General features: G+C 67.5%; 17 protein-coding genes and 1 pseudogene. All 18 read left to right on the forward strand.

Going from position 1 to position 22,679, the window contains the following annotated elements; translation table 11 throughout:
- The first annotated feature begins 12 nt into the window (after window positions 1-12).
- The 18 genes and pseudogenes from FU658_RS06160 to FU658_RS06250 all read left to right on the forward strand — a co-directional run bounded on the left by FU658_RS06160 (window position 13) and on the right by FU658_RS06250 (window position 22,658).
- Window positions 13-579: an XrtA/PEP-CTERM system exopolysaccharide export protein gene (locus FU658_RS06160; RefSeq protein WP_255505451.1), complete on the forward strand. Its 567-nt coding sequence runs from the start codon at window positions 13-15 to the stop codon at window positions 577-579.
- Entirely contained in the window at window positions 576-2,126 is a 1,551-nt protein-coding gene (locus FU658_RS06165) for an XrtA system polysaccharide chain length determinant (RefSeq protein ID WP_147891282.1), read from the forward strand. Before FU658_RS06160 ends, FU658_RS06165 begins: the two co-directional genes overlap by 4 nt.
- A 10-nt stretch (window positions 2,127-2,136) precedes the next feature.
- Window positions 2,137-2,664 carry a P-loop NTPase family protein gene (locus FU658_RS06170; protein WP_147891283.1) on the forward strand — a complete coding sequence of 176 codons (528 nt, stop codon included), beginning with the start codon at window positions 2,137-2,139 and terminating at the stop codon, window positions 2,662-2,664.
- Window positions 2,665-2,693: 29 nt separating this feature from the next.
- Window positions 2,694-2,882: a P-loop NTPase family protein gene (locus tag FU658_RS06175; RefSeq protein ID WP_147891284.1), complete on the forward strand. Its 189-nt coding sequence runs from the start codon at window positions 2,694-2,696 to the stop codon at window positions 2,880-2,882.
- Window positions 2,883-2,941: 59 nt separating this feature from the next.
- A complete protein-coding gene (locus FU658_RS06180) occupies window positions 2,942-4,231 on the forward strand; it encodes an outer membrane beta-barrel protein (RefSeq protein ID WP_187265952.1) in 1,290 nt (429 codons plus the stop codon).
- Window positions 4,232-4,245: 14 nt separating this feature from the next.
- Window positions 4,246-5,436 carry a glycosyltransferase gene (locus FU658_RS06185; protein ID WP_255505452.1) on the forward strand — a complete coding sequence of 397 codons (1,191 nt, stop codon included), beginning with the start codon at window positions 4,246-4,248 and terminating at the stop codon, window positions 5,434-5,436.
- Window positions 5,433-6,698 carry a glycosyltransferase gene (locus tag FU658_RS06190; protein WP_147891286.1) on the forward strand — a complete coding sequence of 422 codons (1,266 nt, stop codon included), beginning with the start codon at window positions 5,433-5,435 and terminating at the stop codon, window positions 6,696-6,698. The genes FU658_RS06185 and FU658_RS06190 overlap by 4 nt, the downstream gene beginning before the upstream one ends.
- Window positions 6,688-7,800, forward strand: coding sequence for a glycosyltransferase (locus tag FU658_RS06195; protein WP_147891287.1), 1,113 nt, complete (start codon window positions 6,688-6,690; stop codon window positions 7,798-7,800). Before FU658_RS06190 ends, FU658_RS06195 begins: the two co-directional genes overlap by 11 nt.
- Window positions 7,797-9,044: a glycosyltransferase family 4 protein gene (locus FU658_RS06200; protein ID WP_147891288.1), complete on the forward strand. Its 1,248-nt coding sequence runs from the start codon at window positions 7,797-7,799 to the stop codon at window positions 9,042-9,044. Before FU658_RS06195 ends, FU658_RS06200 begins: the two co-directional genes overlap by 4 nt.
- Window positions 9,041-10,336 (forward strand): O-antigen ligase family protein, encoded by a 1,296-nt coding sequence (locus tag FU658_RS06205; protein WP_147891289.1) that lies wholly within the window; start codon window positions 9,041-9,043, stop codon window positions 10,334-10,336. Before FU658_RS06200 ends, FU658_RS06205 begins: the two co-directional genes overlap by 4 nt.
- A gap of 59 nt (window positions 10,337-10,395) precedes the next feature.
- Complete coding sequence (gene asnB, locus FU658_RS06210; protein WP_147891290.1) at window positions 10,396-12,270, forward strand: asparagine synthase (glutamine-hydrolyzing); 1,875 nt, start codon at window positions 10,396-10,398, stop codon at window positions 12,268-12,270.
- 22 nt (window positions 12,271-12,292) lie between these two features.
- The gene (gene murJ / locus FU658_RS06215) at window positions 12,293-13,849 is read left to right on the forward strand and encodes a murein biosynthesis integral membrane protein MurJ (protein WP_147891291.1); all 1,557 of its coding nucleotides are present in this window, start codon (window positions 12,293-12,295) and stop codon (window positions 13,847-13,849) included.
- Window positions 13,850-14,048: 199 nt separating this feature from the next.
- Window positions 14,049-15,173, forward strand: coding sequence for a hypothetical protein (locus tag FU658_RS06220; protein WP_147891292.1), 1,125 nt, complete (start codon window positions 14,049-14,051; stop codon window positions 15,171-15,173).
- Window positions 15,174-15,266: 93 nt separating this feature from the next.
- Window positions 15,267-16,103, forward strand: a complete 837-nt coding sequence (locus FU658_RS06225; RefSeq protein WP_147891293.1) for a class I SAM-dependent methyltransferase — start codon at window positions 15,267-15,269, stop codon at window positions 16,101-16,103.
- A 34-nt stretch (window positions 16,104-16,137) separates the two neighbouring features.
- A pseudogene (gene asnB / locus FU658_RS06230) lies at window positions 16,138-18,131 on the forward strand (asparagine synthase (glutamine-hydrolyzing)).
- A 347-nt stretch (window positions 18,132-18,478) separates the two neighbouring features.
- Window positions 18,479-19,975, forward strand: coding sequence for a hypothetical protein (locus FU658_RS06240; protein ID WP_187265953.1), 1,497 nt, complete (start codon window positions 18,479-18,481; stop codon window positions 19,973-19,975).
- A gap of 385 nt (window positions 19,976-20,360) precedes the next feature.
- Window positions 20,361-21,845, forward strand: a complete 1,485-nt coding sequence (locus FU658_RS06245; protein ID WP_147891296.1) for a hypothetical protein — start codon at window positions 20,361-20,363, stop codon at window positions 21,843-21,845.
- 120 nt (window positions 21,846-21,965) lie between these two features.
- Complete coding sequence (locus FU658_RS06250) at window positions 21,966-22,658, forward strand: 4'-phosphopantetheinyl transferase family protein (protein WP_147891297.1); 693 nt, start codon at window positions 21,966-21,968, stop codon at window positions 22,656-22,658.
- The last annotated feature ends 21 nt before the right edge of the window (window positions 22,659-22,679 follow it).

The raw sequence follows: 22,679 nt of genomic DNA on the forward strand, positions 1-22,679 counted from the left end.
TTTACGGTTTCCGTGGCACAGGCCAGACAGGAGGGGTCGGCAAATTCCACCGTCGGGGGAATCACCACCGACGAGTACCACATCGGTGTCGATGACATGGTGCAGGTGGAGGTGTGGCGAAACCCCGAGCTCAGCGTCACCGTCCCGGTCCGCCCGGACGGCATGATCTCCGTGCCCTTGATCGGTGATGTTTCGGCGGGTGGACGATCCGCCCAGGACGTGGCGAGGGACATCGAGCAGCAACTTGCCGAGTATGTGCGCGAGCCGAAGGTGGCGGTGATCCTGACTGAATTGCGCAGCCACGAATTTCTCTCCCGGGTTCGCGTGACGGGAGCGGTCAACCGCCCGGTGTCGCTGCCCTACCGCCAGGGGATGACGGTGCTCGATGCGGTCCTGGAAGCCGGCGGCGTGAACGATTTCGCCGCCGCGGGGCGCACCCGCCTGTACCGCAAGGACAACGGCGGCGCGACCCGCAGCCTCCCGGTCAACCTGCAGCGGATCCTGCGGCGTGGCGACCTGGAGACGAACATCGAAGTCCAGCCCGGTGACGTGATCACCGTCCCGGAGCGTGCGCTGTGAATGAACGTCGTCTTCCAGGGCCGCCGGGGAGCCGGCGGCCCCAGGGGCCCGACCTGTTGGCCGAGGTGCCGGTGGTCGTGGCCGAATTCCGTCGCCGCAGCCTCGTGCTTGCCATCGCGTTCGCGCTCATCGCCCTTCTGGTCCTGGGCGTGGGCATGATGTGGCCGAAGCGCTACGTGGCCACCGCCACCATCGTCGTGGGCGAAAGCAACATCATCGAGCCCCTGATGCGTGGCACCGCGGTGCCGACCGAGGTGGCCGACCGGGCACGCATCGCCCGCGAAGTAATCTTCTCCAATCGCGTCATGGCCGACGTGGTGGAGCGCGGTGGCTGGGACACCCGGTCGCTCGACCCCGTGGCAAAGGAGCGCCTGTTCAACGAAGTCAGGCGCCGTACCGACATCGGCGTTCCCGGACCAAACCTGATACGGCTGAGCTATAGCGATAGCGATCCGGAGCGGGCTTTCCGGGTCGCCGACCATTTCGTGGCCAACTTCGTCTCGCAGAGCCAGGAGGCCAAGATGGCCGAGAGCCGCGAGGCCTACGAGTTCATCGCCAAGCAGGTGGACGAGTACCACACCAAGCTGATTGCGGCCGAGGAGCGGCTGAAGAAACTCCGCGACGACAACCTCGATGCCCGCCCCGGTGCCGAGGTGGATGTGTCGCGGCGCATCGCCGAGATCCGCCGGACCCTCGAAGACGCCCAGACCAACGTCGCCGAGCTGCAATCGAGGCGTCGGGCATTGCTGTCGCAGATCTCCGGCGAGGCGCGCGTGTCCGACGAACGGATGCGCTCATCCCAGGTGTCCACCCGGTTGCGCGAGCTGCAAAGCGAACTCGATCGCCTTCGCCTCGACTACACCGAGCAGCACCCCGACGTGATCCGCACGCGCAACCAGATCGAGGAGATGCAGTCGGGCGCGCGTCGAGACACCGGCCAGGCATCCACCGGCTTCGGCTCGGTCGATCCGACCATCAATCCGCTCTACCAGCAGCTTCGCGCCGAGCTGGCACGGGTGGACAGCGACCTTGCGTCGCAATATGCCCGCGTAGCCCAGACGCGAACCCAGCTTGATTCGGAAATGGGTCGTGCCCGACGGGTATCGGATTCCGACATCACCCTGGCCGAACTCACGCGCGACTACGAAGTCAACCGCGAGCTCTACCAGGACCTGTTGCGACGTCGAGAGAATGCGCGGGTGTCGATGAACCTCGACGAGGATCGCAAGGGGCTCAACCTGTGGGTGCAGGAGCCGCCCACGGTGCCCTTGAGCCCGGAGGGACTCCGCCTGGCGCACTTCGCCGTCGCCGGCGTGGTCCTTGGCTTCGCGATCCCGATCGGGATGCTGATCACCGTGTTGCGCCTGGATCCGCGCTCACGTCTTTCCGGGCAGCTCGGTGCCGCCTCCGGCCTGCCGATGCTGGTCGGCATACCCGAGTATCGGACGCGCCAGGACCGGCGACGGATCCGCGGCAGACAGCTGGCTGCCATCGCGGCGGTCCTCGCGGTACTCGCCATCTATGCAGTGGTTGCGCTGACCCGATGAGGATCAATCCGTGAACATGCCACATCTGAAGAAGGAAAACGGCTCAGGCGCCAGCACTCCCGAGACCGGGAGGACGCTGGTGCGGGCCAACGAGAATGCCCTGACGCTGACGCGCAAGGAGATCGACGCGCGGCGCATCATCCATCACGGCATGGAGGACGAGGGGCCTGCCGATGCATTCCGCGACCTGCGCACGCAGTTGCTGGCGCGCGCGGGGAGCCGGACGATCAGCGTCCTGGTCACCCCGGTGGCGCGTGGCCGCGGCGGCAGCTTCGTCGCGATCAACCTGGCCGCCGCGCTGGCATTCGACGAGCGCCAGGCGGTCGTGCTGATCGACTGCAACCTGCGCCATCCGTGCCTGCACCAGCGCCTGGGCGTGGCGCCGGCACCGGGCCTCACCGACTACCTGAGTGGGCGCACCGACTCGCTGGAGGCAATCACCCACGCCACCTCGGTGCCCCGCCTGTTCCTGATCCCGCGGGGGGCACGACCGAGGCCGGAGGCGAGCTCCTTGCCTCCAACCGGATGCTCTGGCTGATCGATTCACTACGAGGGACGGATGACGACGTGTCCATCGTCCTCGACGCACCGGCGGTATCGAGCTCCCCGGACGCGCGCATCGCGTCGGGTCTTGCCGAGCAATCAATCCTCATCGCGGCCTACGGCCGGGATACACCGCAGGCTGTCGCAGAGGCCGGGCGGGCACTTTCGCCCGACCGTTTTTCGGGGGTCGTCTTCAACAGGGTGCCAGCATGAACCATCAAACGGGGGGGCGTCGCCGCGGGCGGCGCAATGGGCATGGCCAACGATTGGCCGTGATATGGGGAGCCTTGCTGCTGATGGTCCCGCCGGGCCTCGCGAGCGCGGCGGAACTCGACTACCGGCTGGGCGTGTCGCTGCAGTACAGCGACAACATCGCGCTCTCCGAGACCGACGAGATATCGGAAACGATCCTCATTCCATCGGCGGCCTTTGTCTACACGCAGGAGGGCGAACGCCTGGACCTGCAGGCGGCGGGCAGCCTCGAGCACCGCAGCTACCTGGACAACTCGTTCTCGAGCGAATTCCGCTCGCAGTTGGCCTTGAAGGCCGACGTTGCAATCCTTCCACAGGCCCTGACCTGGACCCTCCAGGACTACCTGGCCACGCTGCCGATCGACGCGCAGGATCCGGCACGCCCCGACAACGTCCAGACCACGAACCTGTTCCTCACCGGCCCCACCTGGATCGTGAGGCCCTGGGAGCGCACGCGCCTGCAGCTCGAGGCCCGCTATGCCAACACCTACGCCGAGACCACCGACGAGTTCAACAGCGACCGCTTGAGCTTCGCGGTCCGGGGATTCCACCAGACCAGTCCCCTGGCCACCTGGTCCTGGCACGTCGAGTTCTACGACGTGAATACCGATGACAGCATTGCCACGGTCTATGACTACGAGCGCCGCGACATCTATGGTCGTTACGAGCGCAACCTCCCGCGCTGGGGCATGGCTGCCGAGGCCGGCATCACCCGCGTGCGTCCGGAAGGGCAGGGCTGGGACGAGGAGCCGCACGTGGTCGTGGAGGCCTCGTGGACCCCGAACGACAGCTTCCGTGCCAATGCTGCGCTCTCTCGCCGTGTCAGCGATGCGGCCTTCGACATCATCCGCAATGCGCCTACCGTGGGCGATTTCGACCTCGACCATGCGATCCCCGCGCTGCAGATCAACGAGCCCACTGCCCAGTTGTTCGTGGAGAACCGGGCCAACCTCCGGATGACCAATCGCGGCCGGGGCAACACGCTGACCGTCAACGCGTTCTACCGCGAGCAGGAATACCTCGAGGACGCGTTCCTGGACCAGTCCAGCCATGGGGCTTCGGTGGTGTTCAACCGGCAGGTCCGGGCGCGGGTTGCCATCGGTGCCTACGTGCGCGCCGAGCAGCGCCGCTACGAATCGGTTTCGCGGCGCGACCGCGACTTCGAGGGGGGCGTGAACTGGACCTGGTGGTGGCTGCGCAACGTGGCTGTCTCTGCTGGCGTCAGCCACATGCGCCGTGACAGCAACGCGCCGGGGCGGGACTACACCGACAACCGCGCGACCGTCAGCCTGATCTACCGGCGTCGCTGAGGAGGTGGGTGCGCGTGGCGATCGCTGTCTCTCTTCCCTTGCTCGTCCTGGCGGGCTCGCTCGCGCTGATCGGCTGGACCTACATCGGGTATCCACTGCTCATGGCGCTGATGGCCCGGGGATGGGCGCGGCCGGTGGTGACCGCCAGCTGGGAGCCCAGCGTGTCGGTGTGCCTGTGCGTGCATAACGCGATGGCGTGGCTTCCGGCGAAGGTCGCCGACGTGCTCGGCCACGACTATCGCGGCCGGCTCGAACTGGTGGTCATCGACGACGGATCCACCGACGGGACGGGCGAGTGGCTCAGGGCGCTTGCCGGCGACGCCAGGGTTTCGGTGCAGTCGATGGACCAGCGGCGCGGCAAGTCCGCGTGCCTGTCCGATGCCGTCGCGTTGGCACGCAACGAGGTCCTCGTGTTCACCGACGTGCGCCAGCATTTCGAGCCCGGAAGCATTTCCAGGCTCTGCGAGGCGCTGTGGAGTGGCGGCTACCGGGTGGTCGGGGGCGCGCTGGCATTCAGGAGTGCGGAAGGTTATGCGCGCTCCCTGGACGCCTATCGCCGCTACGAAGCCTGGTTGCGTCGAAACGAGTCGGCCAGCGGATCGGTGGTCGGGGTCAGTGGGGCCCTGTATGCCCTGCGCCGAACCGATATGCCGGTCCCGCCACAGGGATTGATCCTCGACGACGTCTGGGTGCCGATGATGGTCGCCCGGCAGGGCGGACGCGTCGGTCTGGAACCCCGGGCGATCGCCTGGGACCAGCCCTGTGCGAACCCGGCCCAGGAGGCCCGCCGCAAGCGCCGCACCCTCGCGGGAAACTGGCAGCTGCTGGCGCTCTGGCCCGGCCTGCTCCTGCCGTGGAGAAACCCCCTGTGGTTGCGCTTCGTCAGCCACAAGGTCCTGCGCCTGCTGGTCCCGTTCGCCATGCTCGCCACACTGGTGGCCAACGTGGTCTTGCTCAACGCGCACCCGGTGATGGGCGTGCTGCTCGCCGGGCAGGCGGCGGGGTACGTGCTCGCACTGGCCGGCTGGGCCTGGCCCGTCCTGCGCCGCGCCCTGCCGGTTCGCCTGGCCAGCACCTTCCTTGAAATGAATGCCTACGCTGCGCTGGGCCTGCTCGACTACCTTCGCGCCCGGCACTCACATCTGTGGTCCTCGTCCGAGGCGCCGGCGTCCGCGCCGAGGGCGCCGCTGGAGACGCGCCGATGAACAGGTCACGCGACATGCGTCCACGCAGGGTGCTCTATGTGGTTTCGATGTTTCCGTGCCTGTCGGAGACGTTCATCGTCCGCGAGATCGAGCAACTCATCGAGCGCGGCGTCGACGTGCACATCGTCAGCCTGAAACGCTGCTCCCAGTCGATCGTGCAGTCGTCGGCCGCGGCGTTGATGCCGCGCGTGCTGCAGCCGGTGGGATGGCGCACCTCCCTGCGCGGACTGGCGCAGGCCCTGGTGTCGCGCCGGGGGCCGCTCGGCACCTGCGTCGCGGGCCTGGTGGGCGGCCTGTGGCGCCAGCCGGTGGTCCTGGGAAAGACCCTGGTCGCACTTTGGCGCACCCTGGGCGTCCTCGGGGAAATCGAACGCTTCGATCCCGACCTGGTGCACGCGCATTGGGCCACCTATCCGTCGTCCATTGCGTGGTGCGTCCGGATCCTGCTGGACGTGCCGTTTTCCTTCACCAGCCACGCGCACGACATCTTCGTCGAGGACCAGATGCTGGCGCGCAAGCTGGCGGAAGCAGCGCTTTCAGTGACCATCTCGGAGTTCAATGTCCGCTACCTCACCTCGCGCCACGGGCAGGCGTGGGCCCCGGGGCAACTGCAGGTGATCCACTGCGGCGTCGACCGGCGTCGCCTTCCAGACCCGGCCCAGGCTGCGGACCGGGAGGAAGGCCTGGTGGTGTGCGTTGGACGGCTGGACCCGATCAAGGGCTTCGACGTGCTGATTCGCGCGCTGGCCCAGTTGAAGGGCTGCGCCGTCGACTTCCGTTGCGTGATCGTCGGTGAAGGGCCCCTGCGCCACCCGCTCGAGCGCCTGCGCGAGGAGCTGGGACTGGGCTCGTGCATCGAGATGCCCGGTGCCATGCCCCAGGAGCAGGTGCAGTCGCTGATGGCCCGTGCCAGCGTCTTCGTCATGCCAAGCGTGGTGACCCCGGAGGGCAATCGCGATGGCATCCCGGTGGCCCTGATGGAAGCGATGGCAGGCGAGGCGGCGGTGGTGGCCACCCGGGTTTCGGGCATTCCCGAGCTGGTCGCCGACGGGGTGACCGGCCTGTTGGTGGAGCCCGACGATGCCCAGGCATTGTCCCGGGCGATGCGTCGCCTGCTGACCGACCCGGTCCTGCGCTCGCGACTGGGCGCTTCCGGCCGCGGCCACGTCCTCGAGTCGTTCGAGGTCAGTGTCCAGACCGAACGGCTGCTGTCGCATTTCTCCCGCGCATTGATGCAAAGGACTCCCCACCATGTTGGCTGAGCGGATCCTGGTGGTGATCGACGAGATGGAGGTCGGGGGCAGCCAGCGCCAGGTCGTGAACCTGCTGCTGGGGCTTGCCGCGCAGGGCCGGCAGGCCGAGCTGCTGTACTTCCGGTCGCCCTCGTTCCTCGTGTCCGAGCTCGCCGGTGCCGGCGTCCGGGTCCATCGCATCCTCAAGCGCGGTCGCTACGATCCGGTGTTCGTCTGGAAACTGGCGCGTTTCCTCCGCCAGGGGCGCTACGACCTCGTGCACTGTTTCTCCATCACCGCGGAAGTCTGGGTCCGCCTGGTCCTGCCGCTCGTACCGGGAACGCGCTTCGTGTGTTCCGTGCGCGGGTTGTCGACGGAGCTTTCCCCGCTGACCTGGCGTGCGAAGCGCTGGGTGCTGCGCCGGGCGGAGGCAACGATCTCGAATTCCACCGTGGCGGCAGCCTACGTGGCCCAGCGATGCGGTATGCCGGTGGACAGATTCGACGTGGTGCCCAATGGCCTGGAGCTGCGCGAGGAGCGTGACCTGCAGACGCGCAACGCGCATCGGGCCCTGCTCGGGCTCCCCTTGTCCCAGCCGCTGCTGTTGTTCGTCGGGCGACTGGTGCCGCAGAAGAACCTAGGGACACTGTTGCAGGCGATGGCCTTGATCCCCGCTGGCCGGCGACCGTTGCTGTGGCTGGCAGGGGAGGGGCCCGAGCGCACCATGATCGAAGCGCTCGTCCGTCGACTCGACCTCTACCGCTGCGTGCGCCTGCTCGGCGAGCGCGACGATGTCGAGGTGTTGATGGCCGCAGCCGACATGCTGGTGTTGCCATCGCGCGAAGAAGGCCTGTCCAACGTCATCCTCGAAGCGATGGCCTCCGGCCTGCCGGTGGTGGCCAGTGCCGTGGGTGGCAACACCGAGCTGATAGAACACGGTCGCACCGGGTTGCTTTGCGATCCGTCGAGCGCTCAGTCGATCGCAGAGTCGATCATGCGTCTGTTCGACGAACCCGACCTGCGCCGGCAGCTGGCGCGCTGCACGCGCGAGAAGGTCGAGCGCGAGTACTCGATGGAAGGGATGGTGGAGCGCACGATGGCCATCCACGACCGCTGCATGGGTGTGGCATGAACGCTTCGGCGGCCAACCCGGTCAAGAAGCCCGCTTGCCCCGGTGCGTCGTCGGACCCGGGCGGCGTCGCGGCGTCGTCTGCCACGCTGCCTCCGGTGCGCGTACTCATGGTGGTGCAGGGTTACTTCCCGTCCGTGGGTGGGGCCGAGCGGCAGGTGGTCACCCTGGGCCGTGCCCTCCAGGAGGGTGGGCACCACGTCGAGGTGCTGTGTCCGCGTTTCGACGACGAGCATCCCGCCGGAGCGGGAAGCTGCAAGGGGCTCCCGGTCTGGCGCATCAACTATCCCCGCTGGCCGGTAGCGGGCACGCTGGTCCTGTTGTCCAGGCAGCTGTATTTCCTGTGGTCGCGGCGCCACACCTACGACGCCATCCACGTCCAGATCGCGGACCAGATGGGCGCGCTGGCTGCCGTGGCGGGCCGCTGGCTCGGCAAGCCCGTGGTGGTCAAGTTCGCCGGGTCCTGGGAGCGCGAGCATGGCTCGCTGCGGCGCGACGGGTTCCTGCCGAAGGTGTTGCGCATGATGCTGCGCAGGGCCTCCGCGATCCAGGCCACCAGCCTGCGTTTCATGGACGAACTCGGGGCCCTGGGCTTCAGGGCCGACCGGCTCCATTGGCTGCCCAATGCCGTGGACCTGAGCCACTTCCGCAAACGTCCCGACGAGGTGCGGCGGGTCGATGCGCAAGGTCGACGCACGCTGCTCTTCATCGGACGCCTCGAACCCGACAAGGCGCTCGACGTGCTGCTCGAAGCGTGGAGCCGATCGCTTGGTAGCACAACGGCCGCCTGGCGCCTGCGCCTGGTCGGGGAGGGTGGGCAGGAGGCGCGCCTGCGCGAGCTGGCCCGGACACTCGGCGTGGAATCGAGCGTGGAGTTCGTCGGCGAGATCCCGCTGGTGGAGGACGAACTCTGGGGCGCGGACGCCAGCGTCCTGCCATCCCTGCGCGAGGGCCTGTCCAACGCATTGCTTGAAGCCATGGCGGCTGGCCTTCCGGTGATCGCCACACGGGTCAGCGGCAGCGAGGATTTCATCCGCACCGGCGAGAACGGATGGCTGTGCGAGCCCGGGGACGTGGCGTCGCTGACCGCGGCACTGGACGCACTGGGGGCGACGTCGCCGCAGGTGCTGGCCCGGCTCGGGGCCCGCGGACGCCAGGTCGTCGAGGCACGTGCCTCGTTGCCCGTCGTGACCGGGCAACTGCTGTCGCTGTATCGGGGGAATACGCCAACGGGGGAGTCGGCGTGAAGGTCCTGCTTGCGCTGATCCTCGCGTACACGACGTTCCAGGTCCATCTCCCGTCCTACCTGGGCATCCCCGGCGTCAACGTCATCAACATCCTGGTCGCGGTGGCCTTCGTCATCATCTTCCTCGTCGGGCGACGCGGTGAACGCCTCGATCGGCCCATGCTTGCCGGGCCGATGCTGGCGTACTTCGCTGCAATGATCCTGGCCACGGTGATCGCGGTTGCGGCCCGCCAGGACAACCTGATGGACGACCTGACGTATCTCAAGACGACGCTGTTCTACCCGCTTTTCTACCTGTTGTTCTATTACGGAATCCGGACGCGCCGCGAGGTCTGGAGGCTGGTGGCACTCGGACTCGTCCTGGCCGTGTTGGCTGCGGGCGAGGCGTGGTGGCAGGCGATCGAGCTGGGCGTGGGGATCTACGAGGAATCCCACCGCGCCTGGGGACCGTTCGGGGAGAACCACCGGTCCTCCAACCTGGCGGGCCTGTTCTACGCCATGTTCGTGCCGGTGTTCGCCTCGCTGCTCGTCCTGCAGCGCTCGAGCACCGCATTGCGGGTCGTGGCGGCCATCGCGCTCGTGATCACGCTGGGCGCCGTCGTATTCACCTATTCCCGCTCCGCCTATGCCGTCACCCTGATCGCCCTGGCCCTCGTGGCCTGGAAGCGCGGCGTCGGAACGATCGCCGTGCTGGCGCTGATGGGCATGTTGGCGCTTCCCTTCCTCCCGGAAGGGGCCACGCAACGCGTCCAGGAAACCCAGGTGGTGGACGAGCACGGCATGGTGCGCCTGGAGGAAAGCGCCGCGAGCAGGCCCGAGATATGGGCCGGTGCGCTGGAGATGTGGTCGCGCGCTCCGATGGGCGTCGGCCATGGTCGCTTCCCGGAGGAGATCGGGCACTACAGCGACCATGCCGGCATGGATGCCCACAACTTCTTCGTCCTGACCCTGGCCGAGGCGGGCGTGTTCGGCCTGCTGGCCCTGGTATGGCTGGTGGCCCGACTCTGGCGGCTGGGCCGCTGGATGACGTGGTGGTCGACCAGCGACCTCGCGGCCATCGTGACCTGGAGCTTCCAGGCAATGCTCATATGCATCGTCCTGGGCAACATGTTCAGCAGCTTCTTCCGGGAGGGGGCATTGATGGGCATGGTCTGGGCCCTGGCCGGCAGCCTGGAGCGCCTCACCCAGATCAGTTACGAGGAGGCCATGGAAGAAGCCGGGGAAGCAGGCGAGCCCGGGACCGACACCCAGGACGCCGACATCGGGATGGCGTCGTCGGGGTCCACGGCATGATCGGGCTTGTTCGCCCGGCGCGCCTGGCGTCTTCCCGATCCAGGGGAGGAGGCTGAGCCATGTGCGGAATCGTCGGCGTGGTCACCGATGGGCACCATGCCCCTCCCTCGACGCAGGTGGGGCAGGCGATGAATGCGGCCATGCTGCATCGGGGGCCGGACGAGGGCGGGGTCTACCGCGATGGGCAGGCGCTGCTGGGCATGCGGCGGCTCGCCATCATCGACCTGGCGGGTGGCCACCAGCCGATGCAGGCCGGGGACGGGCGCTTCCACCTGGTCTTCAATGGCGAGATCTACAACCACCGGGCCGTTCGCAGGCAGCTTGAAGCACTCGGACACCACTTCGCCACCGCATCGGATACCGAAGTGGTGCTCCACGCCTGCATGCAGTGGGGCGGGGACGCCTTCGCGCGACTCGACGGGATGTTCGCGATCGCCTTCTGGGATGCGCAGGAGCGTCGGCTGCTGCTGGCGCGCGACCGGATGGGCAAGAAGCCCCTGTTCCTGTGGCAGGGTCCGGGGCGGCTGGGCTTCGCCAGCGAACTCAAGTCGCTGCTGCATGTCCCTGGCGTGGAGCCCGAATTCGACCGTGCGGTGCTCCCGGCCTACCTGGCGTTCGGCTACATCCCCACGCCACGCTCCTGCTTCGCCGACGTCACCAAGCTGCCGCCGGGACATTTCGCGATCTACCATGCCGGCCAGCTCGACGTGCACCGTTACTGGTCGCTGGATTTCGAACCCGGCTTCCAGGGCAGCGAGGCCGAAGCCGCGGATGCGCTGGCCGGATTGCTCGACGCCGCGGTATCGCAGAGGCTGATGTCGGATGTCCCGTTCGGGGCGTTCCTCAGCGGTGGACTGGACTCCAGCGTCGTCGTGGCATTGATGGCCCGGCACATGGACCGGCCGGTGAAGACGTTCACCATCGGCTTCGCCGAGCAGCGCTACAGTGAACTGGCCGATGCGTTGAAGGTGTCCCGGCACCTGGGCACCGAACACCACGAACTCGTCGTCACGCCCGATGCCACGCAGTTGATCGAACGCCTGGTATGGCACCTCGACGAGCCCTTCGCCGATGCCTCGGCCATTCCCACTTTCCTGGTTTCGGAGCTGGCCGGTCGGCACGTGAAGATGGTGCTGTCGGGGGACGGAGGCGATGAGGCCTTCGCCGGCTACGAGCGCTACCTGCGGTGGCTGACGCTGGAGCGGCTCGGTCCGCTGAAGGGCGTCACGGCGAGGGGCCTGAGGCTTGCCGCCGGCGTACTCCCGGGCATGCAGGGATTCCGTCTGCGCGGCATCGCCGAGCGCCTGGGCCAGCCCTATCCGGACAGCTACCTCAGCGGTGTGGCGCTGAGCAGGCCGGCACAGATGGAGGCGATGCTGGGCGAGGCGGGCAGGGAAGGGTATGCGTCGCTGCATCCGCTGTTCAGCCACGACGACCGCCGGCCGGGCATCGACCGGATCGTCGACGCCGACATCCGCAGCTACCTGCTCGACGACATCCTGGTCAAGGTCGACCGGATGAGCATGGCCGCGTCGATCGAGGCCCGCGCCCCCTTGCTGGACCATCGGGTGGTCGAGTTCGCCGTACGCCTGCCGCAGCACATGCGCATCCGCGGTGGTCGCGGCAAGCACCTGCTGCGCGAAGTGGCCCGTCGCTGGCTGCCCGCCGACGTGCTCGACAAGCCCAAGCAGGGCTTCGGGATCCCCCTGCGCGAGTGGTTCCGCGCCAGCCTCGGTGACATGGCGGCGGACGTGTTCGCCTCGCGCTGCTTCCGCGAGCGCGGCTGGCTCGACCCCGTGGCCGTGGATTCGCTGCTTCGGGCCCACCGGACCGGTGACCAGGACCAGTCCGGAACCCTGTGGCAGGTGCTTTGCCTGGAGCTGTGGGCGCGCCAGTTCATCGACCAGCCCTGCGCCCTCCAGGCGGTGTCGTGAGCGGCGGCCGGGGTGATGCGCGATGAGCCGATTCGGAAGCGCCATGGGACTGTCGGCCATCGGGATGGCCAGCAAGGTCCTGGCGATCGCCAAGACCATGCTGATCGCCGCGCTGTTCGGCGCCGGTGCCAGCCTGGATGCCTTCTGGGTGGCCTACACGCTGCCGCTGTTGCTGCCGGCGCTGCTGACCAACGTCGTGACGGTGGCCTTCGTGCCACGCTTCATGGCCAGCCTGGAGGGATTCGAAGGGCCGGAGGCATGGCGCGGCGCCAACACCCTGTTCACCACGATTCTCCTGCTGTCGGTATTCGCGGCAGCGGCGATGATGCTGTGGGCACCGGTACTGGTGGGCGTGCTGGCGCCCGGCCTGGCGCCGGAGACCCAGGCCGAGGCCGTCCGCCTGACGCGGATGCTGATGCCGACCATTCCGCTGCTGACGGTCTCCTCGCTGCTCAGTGCGATCAGCAACGCCCGCGAGCGCTTTACATTGCCGGCGCTCGAGGGCGTCCTGACGAACGTCGCCGTCATCGCCTGCGCATTGGCGCTGGTGCGCCCGCTGGGCGTGGGGGCATTGATCATCGGCGTGGTGGTCGGCCTGGTGGCGCAGGCCATCGTGCTGGTGTCGGGCAACTGGTCGATGCTGGTGCGCAACGTGCGGCCGGCGCTGGACTGGCGGCATCCCGATTTCCGCGCACCGGCCGCACACCTGATGCCGCTGCTGATCGGTTCGGCGGGTGCGATCCTCGCCAGCCTGGTCAGCCAGTTCTTCCTCTCCCACGGGGAAAGCGGCGCGATCTCGCTGATGGCCTACGCGATGATGTTCGCCTTCCTGCCCGTGGAGGTGTTCGCCCAGGCGGTCATCACCACCTTCTATCCCACCTTCGGTCGCCACTTCGCGCGCGGCGAGCTCGTGCAGGCCGCGGAAGCCTTCGCGGACGGCATCCGCTTCGTGCTCTTCCTCACCGTGCCCTGTGCGATCCTGCTGCTGGTATACGCCGAGCCGCTGATGGTGCTGCTGCTCGAGCGCGGCGAGTTCACCGCCTCGGATTCACGGGCAGTGGCGACGTTGGCCGCGATTCTTGCCGTGGCAATGGTGTTTCGCGCATTCGCCTACTTCAATCACCGCATCCTGCATGCCGCTCTGAAGCCCTGGCTGCAGGTCGGCATCGGGCTGGCGTGCGTCGCCACGCATATCGTCCTGTGCGCGCTGTGGATCTCCGACCATGGTGCCGTGGGTGTCGCCTTCGCGATGCTGTCGGCCACCGTCCTGGAGGCGTTCCTGTCGGTGGCGGCAGCCGGCTGGGTGCTGCGCATCCGCTGGCACACCCGGCTGGTACGCGAGATCGGGCGCCTGGCGCTGGTCGCGTTGCCGATGGCCCTGGTCGCGGTCGTGGGCTTCGAATGGATCTGGCCGCCCGAGGAACAGGCACGGGTGCGCATCAGCCTCGTCGGCATGGGCCTGGCGGCGGTCAGCCTGGTGGTGGGCCTGGCAGTGGCCCGGCTGGTCAGGCAACCCGACCTGCAGTGGCTTCTCGGCGTGCTCCACCTGCGCCGACTGGCCAACGCCGAACGACCCTGACTAGAGGAGACGGCCACATCCAATGAACGCCTTCCGAAACCCCAAAGGGATGGCCTTCGCGGCGGCGCTCACCGGGGGCATCCTGGCCGTCCCGGCGAACACGTTCGCTTCCGGTCCCGTTCCGGGGCAGGGCGCGTGCCCGGGATATCCGGTGGCGTCGTCCGCCCCGGCATCGGGCCAGTCGCCGGCAGGGGCGAGGATGAGGCCATCGTTGGGCCAGGCGATCTCCGGGCCCGGCGACTCGACCTGCATCGTCCGCGCCACCGACCACAGGTCCCAGCCGGTGGGGGATTTCGCCCGGGTTCCGTACTCGCGCACCCAGGCCTTCAATGCCGACGACACGCTGATGGTCGTGTTGGCCGGAGATGGAATGATCCACCTGCACTCGGTGCAGGAGCTCGCGCATGTGCGCGAGCTGCCCGACGTGGGCGGCATCGATGGAGAGCCGCAATGGCACCCCGGCACGCCGCACCTGCTGAGGTATTTCCCGCGCGCGAACCGGGCAGCGATCGCGGAGCTCGACCTCGACTCCGGGGAGTCGCGGGTGCTCGTGGATTTCACGAGGAAGCCGCTGCCGTGGGTGGGTGTGGACCGGGTCACCACGCGCTGGGAAGGCAGCCCCTCCGCAGACGGGCGCTACTGGTGCCTCATGGCCTACAGCCGAGGGGAGCATTTCCAGGGTGTGTTCACCTACGACCTCGAGCAGGACGTGGTGCTGGCCCACCGGACCATGGACCGCGCTCCCGATCACGTGAGCATGTCGCCCTCGGGCCGACACTGCGTGGTGTCGCACGAGCGCGATGACGGCGGGACGCGGGTGTGGGACCGGGCACTGGGCCGGTCGAGGCTCCTGCATGCCGCCTCGGAGCACTCGGACCTGGCGCGGGGTCGGGGCGGCGAAGACCTGTATGTCTTCGTCGACTACGACACCGACGGCTACCTGGTGGCGCTGGACCTCGACACGCTGGTCCGGACCCGGCTCCTGCCGACCTACATCGACGGCAGCACGACCGCCTACCACGTGTCGGCGCGCAACATCGACCGACCCGGCTGGGTGGTCATGTCCACCTACGCCAGCAAGGGGCCGGAGCAGCCACTGCATGGCCGCGTCCTGGCGGTGGAACTGGTCGAGGACCCGCGGGTGGTGGAACTGGCCCGACACCACTCCAGGTTCTCGAACTACTGGACGGCACCGGTAGCCACGGTCAACCGCCAGTTCACGCGGGTGCTCTTCAACTCCAACTGGGGCAGCGGGCGCGAAGGCGACATGGACGTCTATTTGATCGTCGTGCCGCCAGCGCTGCTGCAGGGTGCGCGGGAATGACGCACGCATCGCGGCGGCGTCGATGGCCGTTGCCGGCCACTCACGACGTGACCTACGGGGAATCGCATCGAATCTGTGCTGGTGGGAAACACAATGGAAATGACACGAACCGACTTCGACACAAGCGAGCGTTTCGAGTTCGGTGAGAACTGGTCACGGTTCCTGGGCGTGCTCAACGACGAGCGCATCGACGAAGCCCAGGCCGCACTCGAATCGATGCTGGGCGAGGGCTCGCTTGCGGGGAAGAGCTTCCTCGACATCGGTTCCGGCAGCGGGCTGTCCAGCCTCGCCGCGCACCGGCTCGGGGCGCGCGTGCGCTCGTTCGACTTCGATCCGCAGTCGGTGGCCTGTACCCGTGAACTGCATCGCCGCTATGGCGCGGAGCGCGGGAAGGAATGGCAGGTCGGGCAGGGCAGCGTCCTCGATGGCGCCTTCATGGCGCAACTGGGCCAGTTCGACGTGGTCTATTCCTGGGGCGTGCTCCACCACACCGGCTCCATGTGGCTGGCCCTGGAGAACACGATCCAGCGCGTGGCCGACGGCGGGCGCCTGTTCATCGCGATATACAACGATGAAGGCTGGTGGTCGCGCGTGTGGTGGCTCATCAAGTACTACTACATCCGCATGCCCCGCATGCTCAAGACGCCTTATGCCTACACGGTGTCGCACACCCTCACCGCACTCAACATCATCAAGCAGACGTTGAAGTTGAGGCCGATGGTCGCGATTCGCCCGTTGCTGGAGTACAAGCCAGGGCGTGGAATGAGCGCGAAGTACGACCTGCTCGACTGGATGGGCGGCTTTCCCTTCGAGGTGGCACGCTACGAAGTGCTGGTCGACTACATGGGCGCCAGGGGTTTCGACCTGTTGAAGGGGATTCCAAACCGGGGGTCGGGATGCCACGAGCTCGTGTTCCAGAAACGCGCCTGAGACCCCTCGCGGGCGCCTGCGAAGGGAGTGGGACATGTGCGGGGTAGCCGGGGCGTGGGGACTTAGCCACTTCGCCCGCCTTCGCGATTGCCTGCCGCTGATGACCCGGTCGATCGCGCACCGCGGCCCCGACGACGAGGGCGTGTGGAGCGATGAGACGGCCGGCATTGCACTGGGCCACCGGCGCCTGGCGATCCTCGATCTGAGCGAGAGCGGGAACCAGCCGATGGTGTCGGCCTCCGGTCGCTGGGTGATCGTGTTCAACGGCGAGATCTACAACCACGAATCGCTGCGGCATGCACTCGAGGAGGCTGGCAAGGCCCCTGCCTGGCGCGGACACTCCGACACCGAGACCTTGCTCGCCGCGATCGACGCCTGGGGCTGCATCGAGGCGATCCAGCGCTGCACCGGCATGTTCGCGATCGCCCTGTGGGACCGGCGCACGCGCGAGCTGTGGCTGCTGCGCGATCGGATCGGTGAGAAACCGCTGTGCTACGGCTACGTCGACGGGGCCTTCGTGTTTGCCTCGGAGGTGCGGGCCCTGCGCCACGTGCCGGGGTTCCAGGGCGCGATCGACCGGGATGCGCTAGGGCTGATGCTCAACTACAACGCGCTCCCGGCGCCCTACGCGATCTACGCCGGGATCCACAAGCTACCCGCCGGAACCTGGCTGCGCCTGCGTGAGCGCGACCTGCGCGGCGCGCACCTGCCGCAACCGCAGGCGTACTGGTCGGTGGCCCAGGCCGCGGCCGAAGGCGCGCGACATCCCTTCCCGGGCAGCGCCGAAGAGGCTGTCGACCAGCTGGAAGGACTGCTGGGGGATGCGGTGGGCCTGCAGATGGTGGCCGACGTGCCGCTTGGGGCGTTCCTCTCGGGGGGCGTGGATTCCTCGACCATCGTCGCGTTGATGCAGGCGCGCAGCCGCCGGCCCGTGAAGACCTTCACCATCGGCTTCGACGAGGAGGGGTTCAACGAAGCGGGGCATGCCCGTGAAGTGGCCCGCCACCTGGGCACCGAGCATACGGAGCTGTATGTTCGGCCGGAGGATGCGCTGGATGTGGTCCCGCGCCTGCCCACGTTGTATGACGAGCCGTTTGCCGACAGTTCCCAGATTCCCACCTACCTGGTATCGGCCCTGGCCCGACAGCACGTCACGGTCAGTCTGTCCGGCGACGGCGGCGACGAGCTGTTCCTGGGCTATCCGCGCTATCTGGAGGCCAGCCAGCAGAAGCGCGGCCTGGAACGCCTGCCGGGGGCCATGCGACGCGCGCTGGGCCATACCGCCCAACGCACGCCAGGATGGGTGCTGGCCGGCCTGAGGCAGGTGGGGGCGAGGGTGCCCGCCGCGTCCAGACTGCGCCACCTCGACGCCGCCCGCCTGGAACGGTTCGGGGATCTGCTGTTGGCCCGGGACCCGATGGCCCGCTACCACGCGATGATGTCGGGCTGGACCGGCCTGGAATCCGTCGTGCTGGGGGCTCGCCCACGAGACACCGCCTACCAGCAGACCGCCGCGTGGCGCGGGGCGATGGGGTTCGCCGAGAGCCTGGGGGTCATCGACCTGCTGGAGTATCTGCCCAACGACATCCTCGCGAAGGTCGATCGCGCGGCCATGGCCGTGAGCCTGGAGACCCGGATCCCGATCTCGACCACCGGGTGGTGGCCTTCGCGCTCTCGTTGCCACTGGACAGGAAGTGGCGCGATGGACAGGACAAATGGGTGTTGCGGCAGCTTTTGTACCGCTACGTGCCCCGCAAGATGATCGATCGACCCAAGATGGGTTTCGGCGTTCCCATGGCAGCCTGGCTGAGGGGCCCGCTTCGGGAGTGGGCCGACGCCCTGCTGGATCCCGCAGCCATGCGGGCCCAGGGGTACCTCGACGTGCCCAAGGTGCAACGCAAGTGGGCCGAGCACCGCTCGGGGCAGCGGGACTGGCAGTACCATTTGTGGGGAATCCTCATGTTCCAGGCATGGCTCCAGGCGCAGAGCGTGGCGGCAAGCCCCCACAGGGAACGGTTGGCGGGGTAGGGCGGGGCGGTTGCGACGCCCGGGGAAGGCGGAGGGCCGAGCCCGGCGCGTGAATCCCCCGTCAAATTTTCGGGCCGGTCGCTCCCGGGGCAAGGCCGATTCGGTCGCGTGAAGGCCGTGTGGACAACTGTCGGCGCCCTTTTCCGGGATTCGAGTATGAATTAACGCTGAACAGTTGACGGAGGATCCGCTTTCCCCTGCCCGTATCGAGCGGCTCGACGGCCCTTTCGGCGCCCCGAAGTTCCTTGGGTGAAAAATTTTGACACCGCTGTCACAGATTTGACTCGCAGCTTAAAAGCAAAGTTCGCCCTGCTACGCATCCCCCAGCGTAGAGAGCGAGGAAGAAATTGAAGCGAGCAAATTTCGGTGTACTTGCCGTTCCGGCAGTAGCCTTCATCCTGGGTGTCGTGGGTTCCGCGGCTCCGATCTCCGTCTCCGCCAACGACCGCCTGATGGTCGATACCGGAAGTTCAGCCACCCCATCCTCACCGCCGCCGCACTCGCGTGGCCGTGCCCGCCGTGTGATCGAGGAGAACCTGCCCCAGCCGGAGCCCGAGCCGACCCCGCCGCCGCCGCCACCGGAACCCACTCCGCCACCGCCGCCGCCGCCGGAACCCACGCCGCCGCCGCCCACCCCGCCGTCGGGTTCGATGGTCAACGCGTGCGCCACGCACTACGACAACGGCTATACCCCGGTGCTTGGCCAATCGTCGCTGACCCAGCCCTCGGCCTCTCGTCCGGCCAAGAACGTGCGCACCACCGATGCACGTTTCGGTACCTGCGTTGTTCGCGTGACCGACCACCGCAACGAGCCGACCAACCAGTTCGCCCGGACGCCGTATTCACGCAAGCAGGCGTTCAACGTCGATGACTCGCGCATGATGATCGTGGCGGGCGACGGCACCTACCATCTCTACGATGGCAACAGCCTCGCCTACATCCGGGCCCTGCCGGAGCTCGGCGGCGATGATGCCGATGCCCAGTGGCACCCGACCGACCCGGACCGGCTGCGCTTCTTCGACCGCAACAACCGCATGCGGCTGGCCGAGATCAACGTCCGCACCGGTGCCGTCACCACGCTGGTCGACTTCAACAACGTCGGATTGCCGTGGAGCGGGGTGACCCGGGTCTGGACACGTTGGGAGGGCGCTCCGTCGAAGGACGGTCGCTACTGGTGCCTGATGGCCCAGGGGAGCAACGACAGCATGCGCGGCGTGTTCACGTTCGACCTGCAGACCAAGTCGATCATCGGCACGCGTTCGATGAGTGCACGCCCCGATCACGTCAGCATGTCGCCCTCGGGCCGCCATTGCGTGGTCTCGCATGTGCGGGCGAACGGAGGCACCACCTCCTGGAACCGCAACCTGACCCAGTCGCGCCACCTGCACGCCGCCTCGGAGCACTCGGACCTGGCCCTGGCCAAGAACGGCGACGACCTGTACGTGTTCGTGGACTACGACACCGATGGCAGCCTGAAGATGATCAATCTGGATACCGGGGCCCATACCTCGATGTTCAGCACGTACATCAGCGGCTCCGCTACCGCGTACCACATCTCGGCACGGAACCTGGACACCCCGGGCTGGATCCTCCTGTCGACCTACAGCAGCAGCGGTACCGAGCGTTGGCTGCACCGCAAGGTGATGGCGGTCGAGCTCAAGCAGAACCCGACCATCATCAACCTGGCGCACCACCATTCGGCCTCCAACGGCTACTGGACGGCACCGACGGCCACGGTGAACCGCGACTTCACGCGCGTGGTGTTCAATTCGAACTGGTCCTCGACGTCGGCTACCGACGTGGACGCCTACCTGATCCAGTTGCCGCACGGACTGGTGGAGTAAAGGGGGCTGATGCCCTGGCTGCTCCGGACACGCCCCGCTCGCGCGGGGCGTGTTCGTTTGGACGATCCCATGCCTGCCAACCCACCAGTTTCCAGCCTACAGGTTTGAACTGGCACTTAACCCGTGCGCAAGGCCTGGGCCTGAGATCCCGCCCTTACGCGAACCCGGGGGCTGTCCAATGTTCCAGTTCCTTGGACGAAAAAAAATGCGGCGCAGTTCACAGTTTTGATTTTCAAAATTTCACACAGTCTTCGCACTGCCCACCCCCCAGGGCAGCGTGAGGTTAACTTTGAATATCAAGCACCTGCGTGCCATTTCTGGCACTGTACTTTCGATAGCGCTGGTCTCCGGGCTGGCAAATGCCCAGGCCCTGCCGGAGCTGGCCATGCCCACGTGGTCGCAGCAACCACTGACGTGGAGCAGCGCTGCGGTCACCAACATCGCCGGCCAGACGCCCATCAATGCCACCCCGGTACCGATCCTGCCCGCGCAGACGGTGGGTGCGCACACCGTTCCGTTCGACTATTTGAATTTCGCCTGGGCCTTTCCGAGCGCCGCCCCGCCCGTGGTGACGCCGCCTCCGGGTCCCGGCCCTGCCCCGACGCCGCCGCCCCCGGGCCCCACGCCGCCGCCTGCTCCTACGCCGCCGCCGCCGTCTCCGGCGCCGCTGCCGCCGGGCCTGAGTGTCGAGGCCTGCGCCGGCCACTATGACGGTGGCTACACCCCGATCCTGGGCCAGTCCAACGTGGCTCCCGATTCGCGGCCCCGCCCGGCGAAGGGTGAAGCCGTGACGGACTCGGCCTACGGCACCTGTGTCGTTCGCGCCACCGACCACCGCAACGAGCCGACCAACCAGTTCGCCCGGACCCCGTATTCACGCAAACAGGCGTTCAATGCCGACGACTCCCGCATCATGGTCGTCGCCGGTGACGGCACCTACCACCTCTACGACGGCAACAGCCTCGCCTACATCCGGGCGCTGCCAGAGCTGGGGGGTGACGATGGCGATGCCCAGTGGCACCCGACCGATCCGGACCGGCTGCGCTTCTTCCACCGCAACAACCGCATGCAGCTGTCCGAGATCAACGTCGAGACGGGCACCGTCACCACGCTGGTCGACTTCAACAACGTCGGGTTGCCGTGGAGTGGTGTCACCCGGGTCTGGACGCGCTGGGAAGGTGCCCCGTCCCATGACGGCCGTTACTGGTGCCTGATGGCCCAGGGGTCGGGCGACACGATGCGCGGCGTCTTCACCTACGACCTCCAGACCCAGTCGGTGGTGGGAACGCGTTCGATGAGTGCGCGCCCCGACCACGTCAGCATGTCCGCATCGGGTCGCCACTGCGTGGTCTCCCATGTCCGGGCCAACGGCGGTACGACTTCCTACAGCCGTGACTTCAGCTCGTCGCGCCACCTGCACGCGGCCTCGGAGCATTCCGACCTGGCGCTGTCGAAGGCGGGCGAGGACCTGTACGTCTTCGTCGACTACGACACCGACGGCAGCCTGAAGATGATCAACCTGGACACCGGCGCCCACACCTCGATGTTCAGCACCTACATCGGCGGCACGGCCACCGGTTACCACATCTCCGCGCGCAACAGCCAAGTGCCCGGCTGGGTCCTGCTGTCGACCTACGGCAGCAGCGGCAACTGGTTGAGCCAGAAGTTGATGGCGGTCGAGCTCAAGGCCAACCCGACCATCATCAACCTGGGCCACCACCGTTCGTCCGCGAACAGCTACTGGTCGACCCCCGTGGCGACGGTCAACAACGACTTCACCCGGGTGATGTACAACTCCAACTGGGGCTCGTCTTCGGACGGCGACATCGAGGCCTACATGCTCCAGCTCCCGCACGGGCTGGTGGAGTAGGGCTCCGGCATCACCCGTTGAAGGAAGAAGGCGCCCCGCTCTAGCGGGGCGCCTTCGTTTGCGCGGCGCCAGCGCCGATCGGGCTGGTCGGCGTGGCACGGCGCATGCGAAATTGAACCCATGCACCCAGAAGCGAACGCATGGCGGGGCGGCTTACAGGTCTTCGACATCGATCTGGACGCCCTCGATGGAAGGTCGGCCCTGAACGGGCTTGACCTGCTCGACGACGAGGAACGCCGGCGTGCCGCCCGGATGGCGACACCTTTCCTGCGGCAGCGTTTCGTCGCAGCTCACGCTGCCACGCGCCTCGTCCTCGCCGAAGCGCTCGGCGTGGACGCCGCGAGTCTCGGGTTTGCCACCGGCTGCCACGGCAAGCCCTTGCTTGCCACGCCCCGGCTGCAGGGATTCCACTTCAACCTGAGCCATTGCCAGGGGAGGGCACTGCTGGCGATCGCGGATTGCGAGGTCGGCGTCGACGTCGAGGGCTGGATCGGTCGCGACACCGGGCGACTGGCGGTGGACGTGTTGTCTGCCACAGAACTGGCCCGGTTCCATGAATGTCCGTCCCACGACCAGCCGCGCGAGCTGGCCCGTCACTGGTCCGCCAAGGAAGCGCTGCTCAAGGCGTGCGGGCTCGGCCTGCAGCTGGATCCGCTGTCGGTTCCAGTCGACACCCGCGGCGGATGGCACAGGCTGCCGCCACCGGCCGGTTCTTCACCGTGGTGGCTTCAGCGGATCGAACTCGACGGACCGTTTTGCGCCTTCGTGGCCAGCGAACGACGCATCGATGCCGCCCTGGTAGCGTATCCGTGAGCGGCACCGCCACCCAATAGA

Source organism: Alkalisalibacterium limincola, assembly GCF_008017755.1.
Lineage (GTDB): Bacteria > Pseudomonadota > Gammaproteobacteria > Xanthomonadales > Xanthomonadaceae > Alkalisalibacterium > Alkalisalibacterium limincola.

Excerpts from the sequence above, each read along its gene's own strand:
- FU658_RS06250 (WP_147891297.1), top strand. The coding sequence starts at position 21,966 with ATGCACCCAGAAGCGAACGCATGGCGGGGCGGCTTACAGGTCTTCGAC.
- FU658_RS06200 (WP_147891288.1), top strand. The coding sequence starts at position 7,797 with ATGAACGCTTCGGCGGCCAACCCGGTCAAGAAGCCCGCTTGCCCCGGT.
- FU658_RS06225 (WP_147891293.1), top strand. The coding sequence starts at position 15,267 with ATGGAAATGACACGAACCGACTTCGACACAAGCGAGCGTTTCGAGTTC.
- FU658_RS06190 (WP_147891286.1), top strand. The coding sequence starts at position 5,433 with ATGAACAGGTCACGCGACATGCGTCCACGCAGGGTGCTCTATGTGGTT.
- FU658_RS06220 (WP_147891292.1), top strand. The coding sequence starts at position 14,049 with ATGAGGCCATCGTTGGGCCAGGCGATCTCCGGGCCCGGCGACTCGACC.
- murJ (WP_147891291.1), top strand. The coding sequence starts at position 12,293 with ATGAGCCGATTCGGAAGCGCCATGGGACTGTCGGCCATCGGGATGGCC.
- asnB (WP_147891290.1), top strand. The coding sequence starts at position 10,396 with ATGTGCGGAATCGTCGGCGTGGTCACCGATGGGCACCATGCCCCTCCC.
- FU658_RS06195 (WP_147891287.1), top strand. The coding sequence starts at position 6,688 with ATGTTGGCTGAGCGGATCCTGGTGGTGATCGACGAGATGGAGGTCGGG.
- FU658_RS06245 (WP_147891296.1), top strand. The coding sequence starts at position 20,361 with ATGCCCACGTGGTCGCAGCAACCACTGACGTGGAGCAGCGCTGCGGTC.